Source organism: Tardiphaga sp. 866_E4_N1_4 (genome assembly GCF_052076075.1).
GTDB classification, from domain to species: Bacteria; Pseudomonadota; Alphaproteobacteria; order Rhizobiales; family Xanthobacteraceae; genus Tardiphaga; species Tardiphaga robiniae.
Map to the genome: position 1 here is coordinate 4,984,476 of NZ_CP197242.1, position 20,003 is coordinate 5,004,478.

General features: G+C 60.6%; 16 protein-coding genes. 13 read left to right on the plus strand and 3 right to left on the minus strand.

The window, feature by feature from the left end; genetic code table 11:
• Nucleotides 1–4,827, minus strand: coding sequence for an NAD-glutamate dehydrogenase (locus AB8B20_RS24015; RefSeq protein WP_439073352.1), 4,827 nt, complete (start codon nucleotides 4,825–4,827; stop codon nucleotides 1–3).
• 316 nt (nucleotides 4,828–5,143) lie between these two features.
• Here AB8B20_RS24015 and AB8B20_RS24020 point away from each other — a divergent pair, with 316 nt between their 5' ends.
• On the plus strand, nucleotides 5,144–7,819 hold the full coding sequence (locus tag AB8B20_RS24020) for an Ig-like domain repeat protein (protein WP_439073351.1): 2,676 nt from the start codon (nucleotides 5,144–5,146) through the stop codon (nucleotides 7,817–7,819).
• Between the two features lie 19 nt (nucleotides 7,820–7,838).
• Here AB8B20_RS24020 and AB8B20_RS24025 read toward each other — a convergent pair whose 3' ends face one another.
• Entirely contained in the window at nucleotides 7,839–8,627 is a 789-nt protein-coding gene (locus AB8B20_RS24025; protein ID WP_439073350.1) for an IclR family transcriptional regulator, read from the minus strand.
• 135 nt (nucleotides 8,628–8,762) lie between these two features.
• On the opposite strand from AB8B20_RS24025, the gene AB8B20_RS24030 reads away from it, so the two are divergent.
• The 6 genes from AB8B20_RS24030 (at nucleotide 8,763) to AB8B20_RS24055 (ending at nucleotide 13,395) form a co-directional block, all read left to right on the plus strand.
• Nucleotides 8,763–9,728, plus strand: coding sequence for a Bug family tripartite tricarboxylate transporter substrate binding protein (locus AB8B20_RS24030; RefSeq protein ID WP_439073349.1), 966 nt, complete (start codon nucleotides 8,763–8,765; stop codon nucleotides 9,726–9,728).
• A 3-nt stretch (nucleotides 9,729–9,731) separates the two neighbouring features.
• Entirely contained in the window at nucleotides 9,732–10,340 is a 609-nt protein-coding gene (locus tag AB8B20_RS24035; protein ID WP_068732840.1) for a flavin reductase family protein, read from the plus strand.
• Between the two features lie 89 nt (nucleotides 10,341–10,429).
• Entirely contained in the window at nucleotides 10,430–11,290 is an 861-nt protein-coding gene (locus tag AB8B20_RS24040; protein ID WP_439073348.1) for a fumarylacetoacetate hydrolase family protein, read from the plus strand.
• A 2-nt stretch (nucleotides 11,291–11,292) separates the two neighbouring features.
• Nucleotides 11,293–12,096 carry a 2-oxo-hept-4-ene-1,7-dioate hydratase gene (gene hpaH / locus AB8B20_RS24045; RefSeq protein WP_068732843.1) on the plus strand — a complete coding sequence of 268 codons (804 nt, stop codon included), beginning with the start codon at nucleotides 11,293–11,295 and terminating at the stop codon, nucleotides 12,094–12,096.
• 22 nt (nucleotides 12,097–12,118) lie between these two features.
• Nucleotides 12,119–12,511 carry a RidA family protein gene (locus tag AB8B20_RS24050; RefSeq protein ID WP_068732845.1) on the plus strand — a complete coding sequence of 131 codons (393 nt, stop codon included), beginning with the start codon at nucleotides 12,119–12,121 and terminating at the stop codon, nucleotides 12,509–12,511.
• Between the two features lie 11 nt (nucleotides 12,512–12,522).
• On the plus strand, nucleotides 12,523–13,395 hold the full coding sequence (locus AB8B20_RS24055) for an amidohydrolase family protein (protein ID WP_439073347.1): 873 nt from the start codon (nucleotides 12,523–12,525) through the stop codon (nucleotides 13,393–13,395).
• A gap of 146 nt (nucleotides 13,396–13,541) precedes the next feature.
• Here AB8B20_RS24055 and AB8B20_RS24060 read toward each other — a convergent pair whose 3' ends face one another.
• Nucleotides 13,542–14,453 carry a DUF2189 domain-containing protein gene (locus AB8B20_RS24060; protein ID WP_231078252.1) on the minus strand — a complete coding sequence of 304 codons (912 nt, stop codon included), beginning with the start codon at nucleotides 14,451–14,453 and terminating at the stop codon, nucleotides 13,542–13,544.
• 599 nt (nucleotides 14,454–15,052) lie between these two features.
• Here AB8B20_RS24060 and AB8B20_RS24065 point away from each other — a divergent pair.
• The 6 genes from AB8B20_RS24065 to AB8B20_RS24090 all read left to right on the plus strand — a co-directional run bounded on the left by AB8B20_RS24065 (nucleotide 15,053) and on the right by AB8B20_RS24090 (nucleotide 19,887).
• Entirely contained in the window at nucleotides 15,053–15,886 is an 834-nt protein-coding gene (locus AB8B20_RS24065) for a cytochrome c oxidase subunit II (protein WP_439073346.1), read from the plus strand.
• A gap of 80 nt (nucleotides 15,887–15,966) precedes the next feature.
• Nucleotides 15,967–17,742 (plus strand): cbb3-type cytochrome c oxidase subunit I, encoded by a 1,776-nt coding sequence (locus tag AB8B20_RS24070; RefSeq protein ID WP_439073345.1) that lies wholly within the window; start codon nucleotides 15,967–15,969, stop codon nucleotides 17,740–17,742.
• Entirely contained in the window at nucleotides 17,739–18,443 is a 705-nt protein-coding gene (locus AB8B20_RS24075; protein WP_439073344.1) for a cytochrome c oxidase subunit 3, read from the plus strand. Before AB8B20_RS24070 ends, AB8B20_RS24075 begins: the two co-directional genes overlap by 4 nt.
• Nucleotides 18,444–18,459: 16 nt before the next feature.
• Nucleotides 18,460–19,182, plus strand: a complete 723-nt coding sequence (locus tag AB8B20_RS24080; RefSeq protein ID WP_439073343.1) for a heme-copper oxidase subunit III family protein — start codon at nucleotides 18,460–18,462, stop codon at nucleotides 19,180–19,182.
• 9 nt (nucleotides 19,183–19,191) lie between these two features.
• Complete coding sequence (locus AB8B20_RS24085) at nucleotides 19,192–19,557, plus strand: cytochrome C oxidase subunit IV family protein (RefSeq protein ID WP_439073342.1); 366 nt, start codon at nucleotides 19,192–19,194, stop codon at nucleotides 19,555–19,557.
• A 36-nt stretch (nucleotides 19,558–19,593) separates the two neighbouring features.
• On the plus strand, nucleotides 19,594–19,887 hold the full coding sequence (locus AB8B20_RS24090) for a GYD domain-containing protein (protein WP_089262762.1): 294 nt from the start codon (nucleotides 19,594–19,596) through the stop codon (nucleotides 19,885–19,887).
• Nucleotides 19,888–20,003: the final 116 nt, after the last annotated feature.

Genomic DNA, 20,003 nt, shown 5'->3' on the forward strand with positions numbered 1-20,003 from the left:
TCAGCCTTTGACCAAGTCCCCCAGCAGGTTTGCCGCCACCATCAGCTTGGCGAGCGTTAGGCCGCCTGCCGCAATCTCTTCGACTGCGCGGCGGATGCGCGTCGCCTCGGGATGAGCTGCAAGCCAGGTCTCCGCAGCCTGCTGGCCGGATTGGCCGGTTGCCAACATATCCGCAGCGAGGCCTCTTTCGGCAGCCGCGATCAGGTCGACGGCGCGGTCGATGGCGAGGCGTTCGAAACGATCGCTGGCGGGCACGCTGCGCGCGGCAGCGATGATGCGGTCGAGACGGAAATTGGCCTCGGCGGCAAAGAACGTCGCGGTGGCATCGCCGATGCTGCGGCCGGTGCGCTCGGCGACCGTCACGATGTCCGGCGCCGAGACCAGGGTGTCGAGATCGGCCAGTTCGCCGGCGAGGCCGGACGGGACGCCGGCATCGGTCAGCTCCTGCCGGCGCTTGCCGCGCGCGGCCTGCAAGTCCGGTGGCAGGGTGTTGTCGAGAGAGGCGCTGATCTCGCGGATACCCGGGCCGAAACGTGCGATCACTGCCTCGAGGCCATCCTTGAAATCAATATTGCGCACGTACCAGACCATGCGGGAAAGCAGAAGGTCCTGGACCGCCTCATAGAGGGACAATTGCAACTGCCCTTCGATGCAGGCGTCGAGCGTATCGATCGCATCATTTAGCCACTTGAGCCCGTAGGATTCATCCACCGCCACATAGGCCATGACGATGGTGGGGATATCGGCATCGGTTTCGTCGATCAGGCGCACGATACACGCCGGGCCGCCGCGGTTGATGACCGTATTGACGAGGCTGGTCGCGATGATTTCGCGTCGGAGGCGATGGCACTCTACCGCTGTCGGGAACCTATCCTGAACCTGGCCCGGAAAATACCCGGAGAGCTCGCGGGCGAGATAAGGATCGTCCGGCACGCTGGTGCCGAGCAGGTCGTCGTAGAGCGTCAGTTTGGCGTAGGCGAGCAACACGGCAAGTTCAGGCCGTGTCAGGGACTGCCCGCGCCGCGTGCGCTCGGTGATCGCGGCGTCGTCGGGCAAGAATTCGACTGCGCGGCTGAGCAGGCCGCGCTGCTCGAGCGACTGCATCAGGCGAGTGAGGAAGCCGGTCGCGGCCACGCCCTTGCGTTCGGCGAGCGAGAGCGCGAGCGTCTGCAGATAGTTGTTGCGCAGGACCAGCGCACCAACGTCGTCGGTCATCGCGGCAAGCAGGGTGTTACGGTCAGCCGGGCTGAGGCGTCCCTCGCGCTCGGGGCGGGCCAATGCGATCTTGATATTGACCTCGACGTCGGACGTATTCACACCGGCCGAATTGTCGATCGCGTCGGTGTTGAGCTTGACGCCCGTCTGCGCCGCTTCGATGCGGCCGCGCTGAGTGACGCCGAGATTGGCGCCTTCGCCGATCACCCTGGCGCGAACGTCGGTCCCGGTGATGCGGATCGGATCATTGGCGCGGTCGCCGGCCTGATCGTCGCTCTCCACCGACGCCCGGATATAGGTGCCGATGCCGCCAAACCACAGCAGGTCTGCGCGCGTCTTCAGGATCGCCGTCATCACCTCGAAGGGCGTCGCCTGCGGCTTGTCGAGATCGAGCAAGGTGCGCACTTCCGGTGCGAGCGGAATCGCCTTGAGGGAGCGCGAGAACACGCCGCCGCCTTGCGAGATCAGCGATTTGTTGTAGTCCTGCCAGCTCGATCGCGGCATGTCGAACATGCGCTTGCGTTCGGCGTAGCTGATCGCCGGATCGGGAGAGGGATCGATGAAGATGTCGCGGTGATCGAACGCCGCAACCAATTTCGTCGCGGGCGAGAGCAGCATGCCATTGCCGAAGACGTCGCCGGACATGTCGCCGACGCCAACTACAGTGAAAGGCATGGTCTGAATGTCGGTGCCGAGCTCGCGGAAGTGGCGTTTGACCGCCTCCCAGGCGCCTCGCGCCGTAATCCCCATCTTCTTGTGGTCGTAGCCCTGGCTGCCGCCGGAGGCGAAGGCATCGCCGAGCCAATGGTTCTTCTCGGCCGAAATCGCGTTGGCGATGTCGGAGAAGGTGGCGGTGCCCTTGTCGGCGGCGACGACCAGATAAGGATCGTCGCCATCATGCCGCAAGGTCGAGTCGGGCGGGAGGAGGTCGTCGCCGTCGAGATTGTCGGTGAGTTCGAGCAGCGAGCGAACGAAGATGCGATAGGCTTCGGTGCCTTCCGCGAGCCACGCGTCGCGGCTGGAGAGCGGCGGCAGGCGCTTGGGCACGAAGCCGCCTTTGGCGCCGACCGGCACGATCACGGCGTTCTTGACCTGCTGGGCTTTGACCAGGCCGAGAATCTCGGTGCGGAAATCCTGCGGCCGATCGGACCACCGCAGTCCGCCGCGCGCAACCTTGCCGAAGCGCAGGTGAATGCCTTCGACGCGGGGGGAGTAGACGAAAATCTCGTAGAGCGGTCGTGGAGCCGGCAGGTCCTCGATTCCGCGCGCGTCGAACTTGAAGGAGATCACCGGACGCGGATGTCCGTCCTCGCCGACCTGCCACAAATTGGTGCGAATAGTGGACTGCACCAGATTGGTGAAACGGCGGAGGATGCGGTCTTCGTCGAGCGATGCGACGGATTTGAGCTGCTCCTCGATATCGGCAAGGAGGGCGGTCTCCCGGGCCGAGCGCTCGGAATCAGTAAGGGTGAGGCGTGGATCGAGGCGGGCCTGGAACAGCGCGACGAGGTTGGCGGTGATCGCTGTGTTCTTGCGCAGAGTCTCCCACATATAATCCTGGCTGAACGGCGCGCGGATCTGGTGCAAATAGCGGGACAGCGCCCGGATGGTCGAGACTTCGCGCCAGCCCAGGGCCGTGCGCAGAATCAGCCCGTTATATCCGTCGGATTCGGCTCGATCACCGACCACCGCCATGATCGAGGCTTCGAGCCGATGGCTGAATTCCCGGTTGATCTCGATCGGCTGGCCGTCGTTGGTCTCTATCGTCATGTCGTGCAGCCACACCGGCTCCGGCCTGCCACCGGGCACGATCTGATAGGTACGTTCATCGACCACGCGGAGACCGTGATTTTCGATCACCGGCACGCGATAGGACAGCGACAACGGCGCGGCATCCGAGAACACCTTCAGGCCGAAGCGTTTGGGATCGTCCTCGCCCTCGAAGCGATGAACCGAAATCGTCACCGGGCGGGTTGGCGTGAGCCTTTCGATGGCGGCGATATCGGCTATCGCCTGTTCCGCCGTGGAAACCTCGGTATAGCCGCCGGTAAAGGCCTGGGCATAGCGATTGGCGAGCATGCGCGCCCGCATGCCATCGGTAGAAGCAGTCAGCGCGGCCTTCAGCTTGTCGGCCCAGGTCGCGGCAATGGCGCTGATCCCGGCTTCCAGCGCGGCGCGCTCGACGGCAGGAGTCTTACCTTCATAGCGTCCGATGATGTAGTGAACGCGCGTCAATGCTCCTTCGGGGAAAGACACGTAGGAGGCGGCCTGCATCCCTTTGTAGATCTGCGACAGGAAGGCGCCGACGCGCATGCGCACATCAGTGTCGTATTTGTCGCGCGGAATGAAGACGAGGATGGAGACGAAGCGATCGAACTTGTCGACCCGAGCGAGCGCCCGGACGCGGGGGCGCTCATAGAGGATCAGGATCTCCATGACGAAATTGAAGAGGGTGTCGATGTCGACCTGGAATAGTTCGTCTCGCGGATATTCCTCGAGGATATGCATCAGCGCCTTGCCCGAATGGCTGTTCGGATCGAAGCCGGCGCGCTGGAGTACCCGCGATACCTTGTGGCGAATATAGGGGATCTGTCGTGCCGAGCGCGTATAGGCGCCTGAGGTGAACAGGCCGACGACTCGCAATTCACCCTCGAGCCGGCCGTCGGGCGCATAGAGCTTGATGCCGATGTAATCCATCCGGATGCGGCGATGAACGCGGCTACTCACATTGGCCTTGATGACGATGAGTAGGGTGGGCTCGCGCATGAACTCGCGAATTTCCGACGTCATCACCACCATTTCGTTGCCGCGGCGCAGGACCTTTACATCGGGGTCGCGGAGGATGCCGAGGCCCTCAGCGGTCGTGATGTCGTCCGACGCATCGCTGTCGGGCGAGAAGCGATATTCGCGCACGCCGAGAAAGGTGAAATTGTCCGCGCACAGCCATTGCAGGAACTGGTTGGCCTCGGCGACCTCGTCGATCGGCAGCGGCGGTGGATTGGAAGAGAAAGTCTTGATCGCGTTCTCGACGCGGTCGCGCATGACGCGCCAGTCCGCGACGCTGGCGCGCACGTCGCTTAACGTCCTGGTGAGGCCGTCAATCAGCCTCTCGCGGTCAGCGTCGGCGTCGAGGCGGGTGATGTGGAGGTGAATCAGGCTCTCGCGCGCGCCCTTTGCCCCTTCCGGCAGCGCTTCACCGTGGAAGTGCAGGAGCTTGCCTTGGTCATCGCGCTCCACCGCGATGATGGGGTGAGCGACGAGGGTGACTTCGATGCCCTGCTCGGCGAGCTCCGCCATGATGGAATCGAACAGGAAAGGCATATCGTCGTTGAGAATTTCGAGCACGGACATCTCGCGTCCGTCCGGCATCATCGGATTGACGACGCGGATATCGGCACGACCCGCCGTGCGTCGCTGTACATGCTCCCAGGCTTGCTCCGCCAGGAAGGCAAGCGAGGAGGCATCGTAACTGGCGAGGTCCTCGGCATTGGTGTAGCCGAACATAAGCTCGGCAAAGGTTCGGGGAGCCTTGCCCGGCTGCACGCTTCCCGCCGCGTCGCGGATCAGAGTTGCCCGGGCCTTGTCGTCACGCCACGCCATAGCGTCCTCCATGTCCCAGCCGACTCACCGCAATTACGGTCGGCCGTTGTTTTTGGAGTGCATCTCTTCGTGCGCCATCGTGTCCCGACCGCGTTTCAATCGCACAGGTGAAATCTTCGGTCGTGCGGTCTTGACTATGTTAGCACCCCGGAGCCGCCGTGGCGCGCGGAGTTGTGAGGTGTGACTTGAGGCCGGAATCGATGCGGACGAGCCTCGCGCCGTCCTGTGAGATATATCGGGCGGTATTAATTTACTTGCTCAACCCGTCCCGCTGTGCGACCAACGGCTGCCTTCTGAGAATATTGCAAGACGACGTGCTGGGGGTCAGGTGTTTGGTCGCATCTTGGGCAGCATCAAGCTGGCCGCACTTATCGTATTCGCATTTCTTGCCGTTTCGACGTCAGCCAGTGCATCGCCCCCGACAGCAGCCGTCGCTGTCGCCCCGAACCAACTCGCCTATGGTCAAACAGCGACCGTGACAATCACGTTTTCCGAAGCGGTGACCGGCTTTGGTATCGGTGACTTGACCGTTGACAATGGTAGCCTGTCCGGTCTCGCGACCTCGGATAACATAACCTACACAACCACCCTCACCGCAGTGTCGGGGATAACGGCCGCAACCAACCACGTCGTCCTGGACTTATCCGGGACGGTGAACTCAGGCTCGGAAGCCGGCATCGGCACCGCCGTTTCAAATAATTATTCAGTCGGACCGATCAGCCAGACCATCACCTTCGGCGCCCAGGCAGGACGGACCTTTGTTAGCGGCGGCACGTTTGCCGTCAGTCCGTTGGCCACGACAAGCAGCGGCCTGGCGGTGACCTATTCCTCGCTGACCACGGGCGTCTGCACGGTTTTCGGTGGTATCGTGACCATGATCAGCGCAGGCACCTGCACGGTGGCCGCCGATCAGGCCGGCAATGGCGCCACCTACGCGGCCGCAAGCCAGGTGACCCAGGACATCATCATCGCTAGGGTGGCCAGCAATATTACGTTGACTGCGTCAGCCAACCCGAGCCTTCCGGGACAGGCCGTCGCCTTCACCGCGATAGTGTCGGGCTCATCGCCCACCGGCACGGTGACGCTCATGGACGGCGCGACGACGCTGGGCACCGGCGTCCTGAGCGGCGGAGTGGTGACACTGATCGCATCGGCGCTTACTGGCGGAACGCATGCAATCACGGCAGTCTATGCCGGCGATACCAACAACGCGCCCGCGACGTCACCGGTGCTGAACCAGTCCGTCAATCAGGCGGGAACATCGATCGTCCTCGTCTCATCTGCCAATCCCAGCACACCGGGACAGGCGGTGACGTTCACAGCAACCGTGACTAGCACGAGCGGCACGCCCACGGGCACGGTCACGTTCATGGACGGCACGGCGACGCTGGGCACCGGCACCCTCAGCAGCGGACTGGCGACATTGACCACATCGGCGCTGATCTCCGGAACGCATGCGATCACAGCCGTCTATGGCGGCGATACCAACAACACATCCAGCACGTCATCGGCGCTGAGCCAGGCCGTGAATCAGGCGATGACGTCGACAGTCCTCGTCTCATCTGCCAATCCCAGCGCGCCGGGACAGGCGGTGACGTTCACAGCAACCGTGACAGGCGGGGGCGGCACGCCGGCCGGCACGGTGAGCTTCAACGACGGTGGTGCCGCAATAGGCAGCGCGATTTTGGCCGGCGGGACCGCTACCCTGACGACCTCGGCGCTGACGGCCGGTACCCACACCATCACCGCCGTCTATGCCGGCAACGGCAACTTCAAGGCCAGTACGTCGGCGGCGCTGCTGCAGGCGGTGAACATGCCGCAGGACAGTTTGAAGCTGCGGGCCTTGCAGGTCATTGCAACCAAGGTCGTGGCGCAAAATTCGGGCGCCGCGATTACCGGCGCGATCGATAGCGCGATCTCCGAAGGCTTCAGCGACGGCGGCAACCTGGTCACGCCGAGTGGAGCGGGCATTCGTTTCAACTTCTCCGCCGATCCCGATCGGCCGCAAACTGCAACCGCTGGCGCGGACATGCCGGATCGCTGGAATGGATTGTACGGGCGAAGCGGCAGTGGCCTGCCGGGTAACGCCAATGGCACTACGCAATCGCAATTGCCGCAGGGCGCATCTCGTGTCGAGAATGCCTTCGCGGCGATCGATCGCAGTACGATGCCTGCCAAGGCGCCCGGGTTGCGCACCGTCGCGCCGAAGGACTGGCTGTTGTGGGCGGATGTCAAAGGCAGCGGCATCGCTCGCTGGGGATCATCGACATTGGCACCCATTCTGTACGGCAGTCAGGTCAACGCTCTCATGGGCCTGACGCGCAGGGTCACACCGAATTTTCTGGTCGGGGCGTTCGGCGGCTATGAGACCTTCGACTATCGATCCGACGCCTTGAACGGGCATCTCAAGGGCGATGGCTGGACGCTCGGTTCGTACCTTGGATGGAGGTTTGCGCCGGGACTGCGCTTCGACGCAGCCGCGGCCTATTCCGGAATCGGTTATGACGGCACCGCAGGCACTGCCACGGGCAGCTTCAGCGGCCATCGCTGGCTGGCGTCGAGCGGGCTGACCGGCAGCTACAAGACCTACGGCTTCGATATCGAGCCTTCAGCGAAGTTCTATGCGCTGTGGGAACGCGAGAACGCCTATACGGATTCGCTCGGCGCACTGCAGGCGGATCGTACTTTTTTCACCGGGCGCGCCTCGGGCGGCATCAAGCTTAGCTATCCCTGGCTCACCAGCGCCACCGTGATGCTCGCGCCTTATGCCGGCTTCTATGCGGATTACTACTTCACTGGCGACGATGCCGCTGCCTTGTCGTTGGCCGGGACCGTACCGCTGGCCTCCGTCCCGCTGCTCGATGGCTGGTCCGCGCGGGCAACGGGAGGGGTGGCGGCGAACCTCGGCAACGAAGCCATTGTTGCTCTTGGCGCCGAATTCGGCGGCATCGGCAGCAATGTGCAAATCTGGACGTTCCGCGGAAGAGCATCGGTTCCATTTTGAGGCGACGATGCGTCCTTGCTTATCGGATTTTCTGCTCGACCTCGTAAGCTGCCTTCAGAAGCGTTTCGACAACTTCCTGCTCGCGTCGCGGGCCGAGCCGCGTTCGGACGGCCGATATGGTGAGGGCCGCCGCCGGGTCGCCGTCGGCTGTCTTGATCCAGGTCGAAATCGATTTCGTGCCCTGGACCAACCCGACTTCGCGCACGCCATAGCCCCTGCGCCGGGCGTCGGCGATCTCTGACAACACAGTCTGCCGATCGGTCCGATATCCCGCAAATCGAGGCTCATTCGTCATAGCGATCCGGCGTGATTCTTGAGCCGGTAGCGCGGCCAGGATGGCAACGCCTGCGCTGCTGACGCCGAGCGGCCGCCGCGCACCGACGGCGATTGAGAGTACCTGGATCGGATATGAGCCAATTCTCCTATCCACGCATAAAGTGTCGTTGCTGGTGCGCACCGTTAGAAACAGTGTGTCGCCGACCCGTTGCGATGTTTCGCGCAAAATGTCGTCCGCTGCGGCGAGCAATGGCGAGCGCGATGGGCGAGCGAGTGCCAATTCAGGGACCTGCGTGCCGATTGCATAGCGACCCGAGCGCTCGTGGCGCTCGACGAGCCCCTCCTCCATCAGGACATGAATGATCCGGTGTACGGTCGGGCGCGATAGACGCGTCGCTTGGACGACTTCATTCAACGGCAATCCACTCTCACCGCCGGCTGCAAGCACGCGAAGGAGGAAGAGCGCGCGCCGGATCGCCTGCGCGCCTTGTCGCGGTTCCGGATCGAGTGTTGTCGGCAATCCGTTGTCCATAATGTGGACAATAACCGCACATTGGCATCGACAAGTAAAGCGGTTGAACCAATGGTTCGCCGCAAGAGCGCTGGTCCCAATCGGCGTCGAACATACGGTCTGCGGCGTGAATGCCGCATCTGGCGGGAGGAAATGATGAGGTCGCTATGGATCGCTGCAGCCATTGCCGCGACGCTGGTTAATGGCGCGGCGACGGCCCAGGAATGGCCCGCGCGCATTGTCAAACTGATCGTGCCCTATCCGGCCGGCGGCAATGTCGATAGCGCGGCGCGCATTGTCGCGGATCGGCTGCAAGAGAAATTGGGCCAGCCCTTCGTGATCGAAAACAAGTCGGGCGCTGGCGGCATGATCGCCGGTGAGGCGCTGGCGAAAGCGCCGAATGATGGCTACACGCTCATGGTCGGCGCCAATGGTCCGGTTCTCTTCGCTCCCGAAATCAACAAGCGCGACGCCTACAACTGGAAGCGCGACTTCCTGCCGATCTCGAGCATCTCGATGACGCCGCTGGTGCTCGAGGTTCATCCTTCCGTGAAGGCTACGTCGTTCGCCGAATTGCTCGAACTCGCGAAGCGCGATCCGGGCAAGCTGACGATGGCCTCTCCGGGGCCGGGCACCACCAATCACCTGCTCAGCGAACTCATGCAGTCCAAGCTCGAGATTCGTTGGGTGACGGCGCATTATCGCGGCAACGCGCCCGCGACCAATGACCTGCTCGGCGGCCAGGTTCAGTTCGCATTCGATCAACTGTCGGTCAGCCTTCAATATATCAAGAGTGGAATGTTGCGCGCCTTGGCGGTCACGAGCCCACATCGACTGAAGACGCTTCCGGACGTGCCCACTTTCGCCGAGCTCGGCTATCCGGATTTTGACGGCCAGACCTTCACAGGGCTGTTTGCTCCGGCGAACACCCCCGCTCCGGTCGCCGATAAATTGAACAAAGCGCTGGCTGAGATTCTCAAGGAGCCAGGCGTGGTCGACAAGTTCGAAAAGCTTGGCGCCGAAGCGCTCCCGATGACGCCGGGTGAGTTCAGAGCCTATCTCGATCGTGAGGACGCCAAGTGGATTCCGGTCGTGCGCAAGGCCAACGTAAAGGCGGATTGACGAATGAAGATCGATCCCGCTGAACTTGGTGCCGAGAAGGCCTATCGTCTGCTCACCGGCATCGTCGTCCCGCGACCGATCGCATGGGTGACCAGCCTGTCGCAGGCAGGTACCGTCAACCTTGCGCCGTTCAGTGCTTTCACCTTCGTCTCGCCCAAGCCGCCGATGCTGGCAATCAGCGTCGGCCGCAAATCAGGCGTCTACAAAGACACGGCGCGCAACATCCTGGATCGCGAAGAATACGTCATTCACATCGCGGATTCGCCGTTGATGTCGGCGGTTCACGAAAGCTCCGCGGAACATCCGCCGGAGGTGAGTGAGGTCGAAGTCCTCGGTCTCGAGACGACCCCCAGCGACCATATCGGGGTGCCGCGGCTGACGGCGGCGCCTATTGCGATGGAATGCCGATTTCGGCAATGCCTCGAATTCGGCGATACACGCAGCCGGTTGATTGTCGGCGAAGTGGTCGCATTTCACATCAAGGATGATCTGCTCGCCAACGGCAAGATCGAGACCGAGAGCCTCGATCCGATCGCCCGTATTGCCGGTCCGCGTTACGCGCGGCTAGGCGAGATCTTCACGTTGAAGTCCGTATTCCAGACATCGAAGTAATTGGAAGAACGCCGCGGGCGCAACTCGAGCAGCCGGTCCGGCACCGCGATCCGGCGGCAATCGATCCAGTGAATTATTCAGGAGCCTTCATGAAACTATGCAGCTATTCGACCGGCGGAAACAGCCGCTACGGCGTGGTGGCCGATGACGGCGTTATCGATCTCAGTGCATTGCTTGGATCGGAGTTTCCCGATCTGCGCAGCTTGATCGCCGGCAACGGGTTGGCGAAGGCGAAACAGGTGAGCGCCGGCCGCAAGCCCGATCATCGACTGTCGGATCTGGTCTTGCTGCCGCCGATCCCGGCGCCGGAGAAGCTGTGGTGCATCGGGGTCAACTACAAGGACCGCAATGCTGAATACAAAGACAGCTCGGATTTGCCGAAATATCCGAGCCTGTTCGTCCGCAATCCGTCGTCGGTGGTCGGCTCCGATCAGCCGATCGAAAAGCCGAAGATCTCCGAGCAGCTCGACTACGAAGGCGAGCTCGTGATCGTCATCGGCAAGGAAGGTCGTCATATCGCGCGCGAGAATGCGTGGTCGCACATCTTCGGCATGACTCTCTGCAACGAGGGCTCGGTGCGGGACTGGTTGCACCACGGCAAGTTCAACGTCACCCAGGGCAAGAATTTCGATCGTTCCGGCAGCGTCGGGCCGTGGATCGTCACGGCCGACGAATGCGATCCGCAGGGGACGCACGATATCGTCACGCGGGTGAACGGGGAGGAGCGTCAGAACGACTCGACCGAGCGGCTGATGTTCACCTTCGACTATCTGATTTCTTATCTGTCGACATTCGCCACCTTGAAGCCCGGCGACATGATCGCGACCGGAACGCCGACCGGCGCCGGCGCCCGCTTCACGCCGCCGCGTTGGCTCAAGCCAGGCGATGTCGTCGAGGTCGAGTCCAGGCAGATCGGCATTCTTCGCAACGTCGTCGCAGAGGAGAAATAGCGATGCTTGATCAGACGGTCATCGATGCGCTGGCGCGTCGCCTCGACGAGGCGGAGCGGACCAAGACGCTCATCACCATGTTCACCGCTGACTATCCCGATCTCACCATCGAGGATGCCTATGCGATCCAGCGGACCTGGACGGCGCTGCAGCTCGAACGCGGGCGGGTGATCAAAGGCCACAAGATCGGCCTGACCTCGAAGGCGATGCAGAATGCGGTCAGCATCTCCGAGCCGGATTACGGCGTGCTGTTCGCCGACATGTTCTATCAGGATGCCGGTACCATCCCCTATGAACGATTCTTCGCGCCGCGCGTGGAGGTCGAATTGGCCTTCGTGCTCAAGACCGATCTGCGCGGGCCGGATTGTACGATCTTCGACGTGCTGAACGCGACAGCCTACGTCACACCGGCGCTCGAAATCCTGGAAACGCGCATGCACCGCGTGCATCCGCAAACCAAGAAGCCCCGCACGGTGGTGGACACGATCTCCGACAACGCAGCGAATGCCGCGCTTGTGGTCGGCGGTCGTCCATTCCGTCCGCTGGATGTCGATTTGCGCTGGGTCAGCGCGCTGCTGTTCCGGAATGGCCAGATCGAGGAGACCGGCGTCGCCGCCGGCGTGCTGAACCATCCGGCAAACGGCATCGCGTGGCTCGCCAATCGCCTCGCGCCGCACGACGAATATCTCGCTGCAGGCGAGGTGGTGCTCGCCGGATCCTTCACGCGTCCAATCGAGGTCAGCCGCGGCGATACGATACATGCCGATTACGGGCCGTATGGCTCGGTGTCGTGCCAATTCGTCTGACCGTTATCCGGAGACTGCAGCCATGACATCTTCCAGGCGCCGCCGCAGCGTTCATATCGGCGAGTTCAAGCACGCAAATCCGATTCCCAATGCCTGCCGCATCAACAATCTGCTGATGTCCGGCGTCATCCTCGGCCGCGATCCCAAGACGAGCGAGATGCCACCCGATCTCGAAAGCCAGTGCGCCAACATGTTCGCGCATATGAAGGCGATCGTGGAAGCCGGCGGCGGCAGTACTGACGACATCATCAAGATGACGGTCTGGCTCAAGGATCGCAGCAATCGCGGGCCGGTCAATGTCGAGTGGCTCAAGATGTTTCCCGACGAGCATTCGCGCCCAGCCCGTCATGCGCTCTCCATGGAGATGGAGGGCGGCGCCCTGGTGCAATGCGATTTCACTGCGGTGATCGATTAAAGGAGCGACAGATGCCCGACTATCTTCCATTTGATCCAAACCCGCGCACGCCATCCCGCAAGCCGCCGCCGAAGAGCATCGACAGTCAGTTCCATGTGCTTGGTCCCGTGGAACGCTATCCCATCCGGCCCGGCGCGGCCTATCAGATGCCGACGGCGACCTGGGCGGCCGCACTTCGGGTACACAAGGCGCTTGGTATCGAGCGCGGCATCATCGTGCAGACGACGACATATGGTGCCGATCACTCGGTGGTTCTGGACGGGCTGGCGGCGATGGGGCCGAACTACAAGGCCTGCGCGAATGCACTGGTTTTCGCCGAGCGCGACGATGCGTATCTCGCCAAGCTGAATGGCGCCGGCGTCGGCGGGGCGCGGTTCAGCTTCCGCAAGGAACTCGGCGCCGTGCTTTCGGACAGCGACTACGAGCGCGCGATCGCACGTATTTCCGAACTCGGCTGGTACGCTAAATTCCAGCCAGAGAAGGACGGCATCGTTGCCAACCTCGACAAGATCGCGTCTCTCAAGGTGCCGGTCCTCATCGATCACATGGGCCGCCCGGATCCAACGCTCGGCAAGAACGATCCGAATTTGCGTGCAGTTCTCGATCTGCTGTCGAAGGGCAATTTCTGGGTGATGCTCTCGCTCGGCGAAAAGACGTCCAGGAAAGGTCCGCCGTGGGACGACGTCGTTCCCATCGCGCAAGCCTATCTCGAAGCCGCGCCCGATCGCTGCGTCTGGGCAAGCGACTGGCCGCACCCTGTATCGGTTGTCCAGCCGCCGAACGACGCCGACCTGCTTGAATTGCTCTATCGCTACGCGCCGGACGATGCCTTGCTGGAAAAGATACTGGTCACAAATCCAGCAAAGCTGTTTGGGTTCTCCTAATAGATCGTGGGCGGACACCCTGCCGGAAGCGGAGTCCGCTTCCGGCAGGATATGCCGATCGCCCCTCATTCGGGCGGATTTCATCCGCGCGGGGTGGCTCGACGTATTCTGAAGCCGACACGCGCGTCCCGGTCGTTTGTTTCGACCTACGGCTTATCGCGACCCCACGGGAAGAGAGAGACCGGAAAATCGGCCGCATAGCGCCGCCCTTTCGGCGGACGGGGAGGGTCCTGCCGAGGATTCGGGTCCGGCTCCAGCACCTTGCGATAAAGATGCCAGGTGGCATGACCGAGTAGGGGCAGAACAACGGCGAGACCGACGAATAACGGCAGCGAACCGGCCACCAGCAGCGCGGCCACAATCAGACCCCATGCCGCCATCGTCACAGGATTTTTCATCACGACCCGCAGCGAGGTCTGAACTGCGTCTGTCACGCTCGCATGTCGGTCGAGCATCAGCGGAAACGCCACGACGCTAACGCACAGGGCCATGATAGCGAACAATAGTCCGACGCCGCAGCCCTGGACGATCAGTTGGTGCCCCTCTGTGGTTGTGAAGATGCGCGATGCGAAATCGGGAATGCTGGCCGCTGGGGCATTGCCGAACTTGGAGACGTAAATCGCATTCGCTGTGGTCACCCAGACCACGAATAGAATGAGCAGGAGCGTGCCGAGGCCAAGCATGGCCCCGAAGGACGGCGAGCGCAGCACGCCGAGTGCATGCCATGCCGACGCCTCTTCGCCGCGTTCGCGGCGGCGGCTGAGTTCATAGAGACCGAGGGCTGCAAAAGGACCAATCAACGCAAAACCGGCGGCTAGCGGGAAAAGCAGCGGTAACACCGAATAGCCAAGGGTCATTCTGGCCAGCACAAGCCCGAGAACAGGATAGATGACGCACAGAATAATGGCGTGACTCGGAACCGCCTTGAAGTCCTCCCAGCCCAGCCGCAACGCGTCATGCAGATCGGACAACCCGATCTTGCGAATGACGGGCGCGGCGACGCTATCGGAAGCGCCTGGCACTGTCTGCGAGATCTTGTCAGAATACGGAGTAGCCATGGTCACGATCTCCCATGCGTTCGCACCGGCGAGATCGGGTCATTTTCAAATGACGAGTCTTCGCCTTCGTGCGCAGAAATCGCGACTGGTTCTGGAAGACGGCCAAGTTCAACGAAGAGAGCTTTGCCGAGCAAAACCTGTCGCAACCTGTGCAGCAAGTTTAGCGCAATCCGGAAAGAATAGCACGCACTGTTCGGTGAATTTCTCCCTTGTAAGGTTTACGTTTCATCGCGTGCTGATGGCAATCGACGCATCACTTTGTCTGCCATGCGGACGCACGGTGTCGTGTATTGCAATGCGATATGGGAATCCATTGCGCGTGCCATTGCTCAACGGTTCGATCGTGGTGCTATCGTCGTCGTGAGGAATAAGCCGGTCTATTGACAATCAAGCCTGCCGGGGAACATCCTGTAGTGGCAAGTGCCCGTAGTTCGACGACACCAGCGATCGCAACTTTTCGAATTCGATGTTGCGACCGGTTAGAGGGCAAGGCGGCCAGCATTGTGATGGCGAGCTCGAAATCAGCCATCGATGCAGACGTGAACTGCGCCCTTTTCTAAGTCTTGTCCGCAGCCTCTAGAGGCAAGGATGAACAAGGGATGGCTGTAGCATTCATACTGCTGTTGGTCGCAGTCGCTTCGGTGCTGTTTCACCTCCTTAGCCCATGGTGGTGGACGCCAATCGCATCGAACTGGAGTTACATCGACGACACGATCACCATGACGTTCTGGATCACCGGAGCGGTCTTCTTCGCGATCGTCGCATTCATCGCCTATTGCATCTTCCGTTTTCATCACAAAGAAGGAAGACAAGCGGCCTATGAGCCCGAAAACAAAAGGCTCGAATGGTGGCTCACCATAGGGACCGCGATCGGTGTCGGAGCGATGTTGGCGCCCGGTTTGGTTGTCTGGCATCAGTTTGTGACGGTGCCGTCCAATGCAACAGAGATCGAGGTCATGGGCCAGCAATGGCGCTGGAGCTACCGGCTGCCAGGAAAAGACGGCCGGCTCGGGACGGTCGATGCCCGCAACGTCAGTGCCGAGAATCCACTGGGCTTGAATCCGAACGATCCCAATGGTCAGGACGACGTCGTGGTTGAGAACGACGATTTGCATCTCCCGATCGGGAAGCCGGTCAAGGTATTGCTCCGTTCAATCGATGTTCTTCACGATTTCTACGTGCCTGAGTTCCGGGCGAAGATGGATATGGTGCCGGGCTCGGTCACATACTTTTGGTTCACTCCCACGCGCACAGGAACATTCGAGGTTCTTTGCGCGGAATTGTGCGGCATCGCGCATGCGCAAATGCGGAGCAACGTCATCGTCCAGGAAGAGAGCGAATATCATGCATGGCTGGAGAAGCAGCAGACATTCGCAGCGTTATCCGGCCACCGACCCATCACGAAGGCGACTTACAAGACCCGCGGCAAATAGCAGGACCGGCGCGGCGGCGTTGCACGTTGTAACACTTACGATGAGCGACGATCAGAGGATAAATCCGGGAGGACATTTTAATGGTTGATGTCCCGTCTGACGTACTCGCAGGAATTCCGCCGGCCGAAGTGGGGGAGGTCGATCTCTATCACCCACGAAGTTGGTGGACGCGATATGTCTTCTCGCAAGATGCCAAGATCATTGCGGTCCAGTATGCGATGACAGCAATGGCCATCGGTATGGTCGCGCTGGTGCTGTCGTGGCTGATGCGGCTGCAGCTCGGATTCCCCGGAACGTTTTCGTTTATCGATCCGAGCCAGTATCTTCAGTTCATCACCATGCATGGCATGATCATGGTGATCTACCTTCTCACGGCGCTGTTTCTCGGAGGCTTCGGGAATTATCTCATCCCGCTGATGGTCGGTGCTCGCGACATGGTGTTCCCCTATGCGAACATGCTGAGCTACTGGATCTATCTGCTTGCCGTGCTGGTGCTGGTTGCGACCTTCTTTGTACCGGGTGGGCCGACCGGCGCTGGCTGGACGCTGTATCCGCCGCAGGCCATTCTTTCCGGAAGCCCCGGACAGGAAGCAGGCATCATCATGATGCTGGTGTCGCTGATCCTGTTCATTATCGGCTTCACCATGGGCGGCTTGAATTACGTCGTGACGGTGCTGCAGGGTCGCACGCGCGGAATGACGCTGATGCGGCTGCCTTTGACGGTGTGGGGCATTTTTACAGCGACCGTGATGGCCTTGCTCGCATTTCCAGCCTTGTTCGTCGCCTCGGTGATGATGCTGTTCGATCGGCTTCTTGGCACCAGCTTCTTCATGCCAACGCTCGTGGAGATGGGGCAGCTGGGGAAGTACGGCGGTGGCAGTCCGCTGCTGTTCCAGCACCTGTTCTGGTTTTTCGGCCACCCCGAAGTCTATATCGTTGCGTTACCTGCTTTTGGCATTGTCTCTGACCTCATCAGTACTCATGCGCGAAAGAATATTTTCGGTTATCGCATGATGGTGTGGGCGATTGTTGGAATCGGAGCGATGAGCTTCGTGGTGTGGGCGCACCACATGTATGTCAGTGGCATGAATCCGAAGTTCGGATTTTTCTTCGCAACAACGACCCTCATCATCGCGATCCCCACGGCGATCAAGGTTTACAACTGGATCCTGACCCTGTGGCGTGGCGACATTCACCTCACCGTTCCGATGCTGTTCGCGCTCGCATTCATTATCACGTTCGTCAATGGCGGCCTGACTGGCCTGTTCCTCGGCAACGTCGTCGTGGACGTTCCGTTGTCCGATACCATGTTCGTGGTCGCCCATTTTCACATGGTCATGGGGGTTGCGCCGATCATGGTCGTGTTTGGTGCGATCTATCACTGGTATCCGAAAGTGACGGGACGGATGCTGAACGAGACGCTGGGGCGCTTCCATTTCTGGGTCACGTTCCTTGGAGCTTACGCGATCTTCTTCCCCATGCATTATCTCGGGCTGCTGGGTGTGCCGCGCCGCTATCACGACATCGGTGGGACGGCATTCGTCCCGGCGTCGGCCCATGACCTGAATGCATTCATGAGTATCGCTGCGCTCATCGTCGGCTTTGCCCAGCTCGTATTTGTGTTCAACATGATCCGGAGCCTGTCCAAGGGCGAGGACGCCGGCGGGAATCCGTGGAACGCGACCACGCTCGAGTGGCAGACGCCGCAGACGCCGCCGGCACATGGCAACTGGGGCAAGGAGCTCCCGGTCGTCTGTCGCTGGGCTTATGATTATAGCGTGCCCGGCGCAGCGCGGGATTTCATCCCCCAGAATGAACCGCCGGCCAGCTCGACGCCGAAGGGAGCGCATCCATGACGGCCATCGTCCTGTTCATGGCTGGAATAGCGGCCATTGCGGGATGGTGGCTCTCGCAGCAACGGCTTGCGGCCAAGCCCTGGCTGGAGGAGGGGGCGGTCGGCGATTTTCCCGGCGGAAGTTCGATGTCGTTGCCGGCGGCGAAAATAGGTTTGGGTGTGTTTCTCGCGGTCGTCGGGTCGTTATTTGCGCTCTTCGTCAGCGCTTACTCCATGCGCATGCAACTGATCGACTGGCGGTCGCTGCCCGTGCCCGGGTTGCTGTGGTTCAACACGGGTGTTCTGATCGTGAGCAGTGGCGCACTGCAATGGGCGCAGGTTTCCGCACATCGCAACGACAGCGAAAATGTGCTGACCGGCCTGCTTGCAAGCGGCGTTTCCGCCGTTGTTTTCCTGATAGGTCAGTTGCTGGTGTGGCAGCAGCTCAACACCGGGGGCTACTTTCTGGCGGCCAATCCTGCCAACGCCTTCTTCTATCTGATCACCGCAGTCCATGGACTGCACTTGCTCGGCGGTCTCGTCGCTCTGGGCAGAACCATCGTCAAGGCATGGCGTGGTGTTGAAATCCCGCGCCTGCGTTTGAGTGTGGAACTGTGCACGATGTATTGGCATTTCCTGCTTTTGGTCTGGTTGATCCTGCTCGCTCTGCTGACAGGCTGGGCGGATGACTTCGTCACCATCTGTCGCCAGTTGCTGACATAGGGAAGGCATCGATGCGATGACAGAGACTGTGCTGACAAACATCGAAAAGCGCCGAACGACGACCGCAGGCTGGCAAGGTATTGTCGCCGACTGGTCTTCGGATCAACAGGCATTCAAGAATGTATCTTGGGGAAAGGCCATGATGTGGATCTTTCTCCTCAGCGATACCTTTATCTTCGGTTGCTTCCTGCTGTCGTACATGACGGCGCGCATGTCCACGACGGTGCCCTGGCCAAACCCGAGTGAAGTCTTCGCTCTGACGATTGCAGGACAACACATCCCGCTCATTCTGATTGCCATCATGACCTTCGTGCTGATCAGCAGCAGCGGGACCATGGCGATGGCCGTCAATTTCGGCTACCGCCACGATCGCCGCAAAACGGCGATTCTGATGCTGGTGACCGCCGCGTTCGGTGCGACATTTGTCGGAATGCAGGCTTTCGAATGGACCAAGCTGATCATGGAGGGGGTGAGGCCCTGGGAAAATCCGTGGGGGGCAGAGCAATTCGGCTCATGCTTTTTCATGATTACAGGATTCCACGGAACGCACGTAACGATTGGCGTGATTTTCCTGATCATCATTGCGCGAAAGGTCTGGCGCGGAGATTTCGAGACTGAACGTCGGGGCTTTTTCACAAGCAGGAAGGGGAACTACGAGATCGTCGAAATCACCGGCCTGTATTGGCATTTCGTCGATTTGGTATGGGTGTTTATCTTTGCCTTTTTCTATCTTTGGTGAGGGAAAAACATGGCTGAAGTCACGCTACATGCAACACCTCATGCAACTCCCGCAGCACATGCCGAGGGACACCAGCAGCCGATCAAGCTTTATCTCGTGGTCTGGGGATGGCTGTTTGTCTTGAGTACATGCTCTTACCTCGTCGACTACTTTAACCTGCAGGGATATCTGAGGTGGTCTCTCATCGTGGTGTTCATGATGTTGAAGGCAGGCTTGATTGTTGCGGTCTTCATGCACATGGCGTGGGAGCGTCTGGCTTTGGCCTATGCCATCCTGCTCCCACCGTTGGTGTTGTTGGTTTTTGTCGGGATCATGGTTTTTGAATCGGACTACACGTTGTTGAGCCGGATCATTTTCTTCAAGACTGGGGCGTGAAGATGAGCGGGGGTCTCGTGCGCAAGGAGGACTTCCATGACCACATATATCATGCTTGCAAACTGGACTGATCAAGGTGTGCAGCACGTCAAGGACTCGCCGCGTCGTCTCGACCTGGCGAAGAAAGCTCTCAAGGATATGGACGGCGAGTTCAAATCGTTTTTTCTGACCATGGGCGACTATGACATCGTCGCGGTTTACGAAGCGCCGGACGATGCCGTCGCCGCGCGATTCAACTTGCAGCTGGGTATGCTGGGAAACATTCGAACGCATACATTGAAAGCGTTTCCCGAAACGGCCTACCGGGAGATCATAAAGTCGCTGGACTGATTGCGGATCGGAAACGCGTCCGCGAGGTGCTACGCGCCGGTCAAATGATATGTCGACAGGAACGACCGCCGAGATGGCGCCCGCTGGCGGAAAGTAGGCGAGGACACAATTGCAGT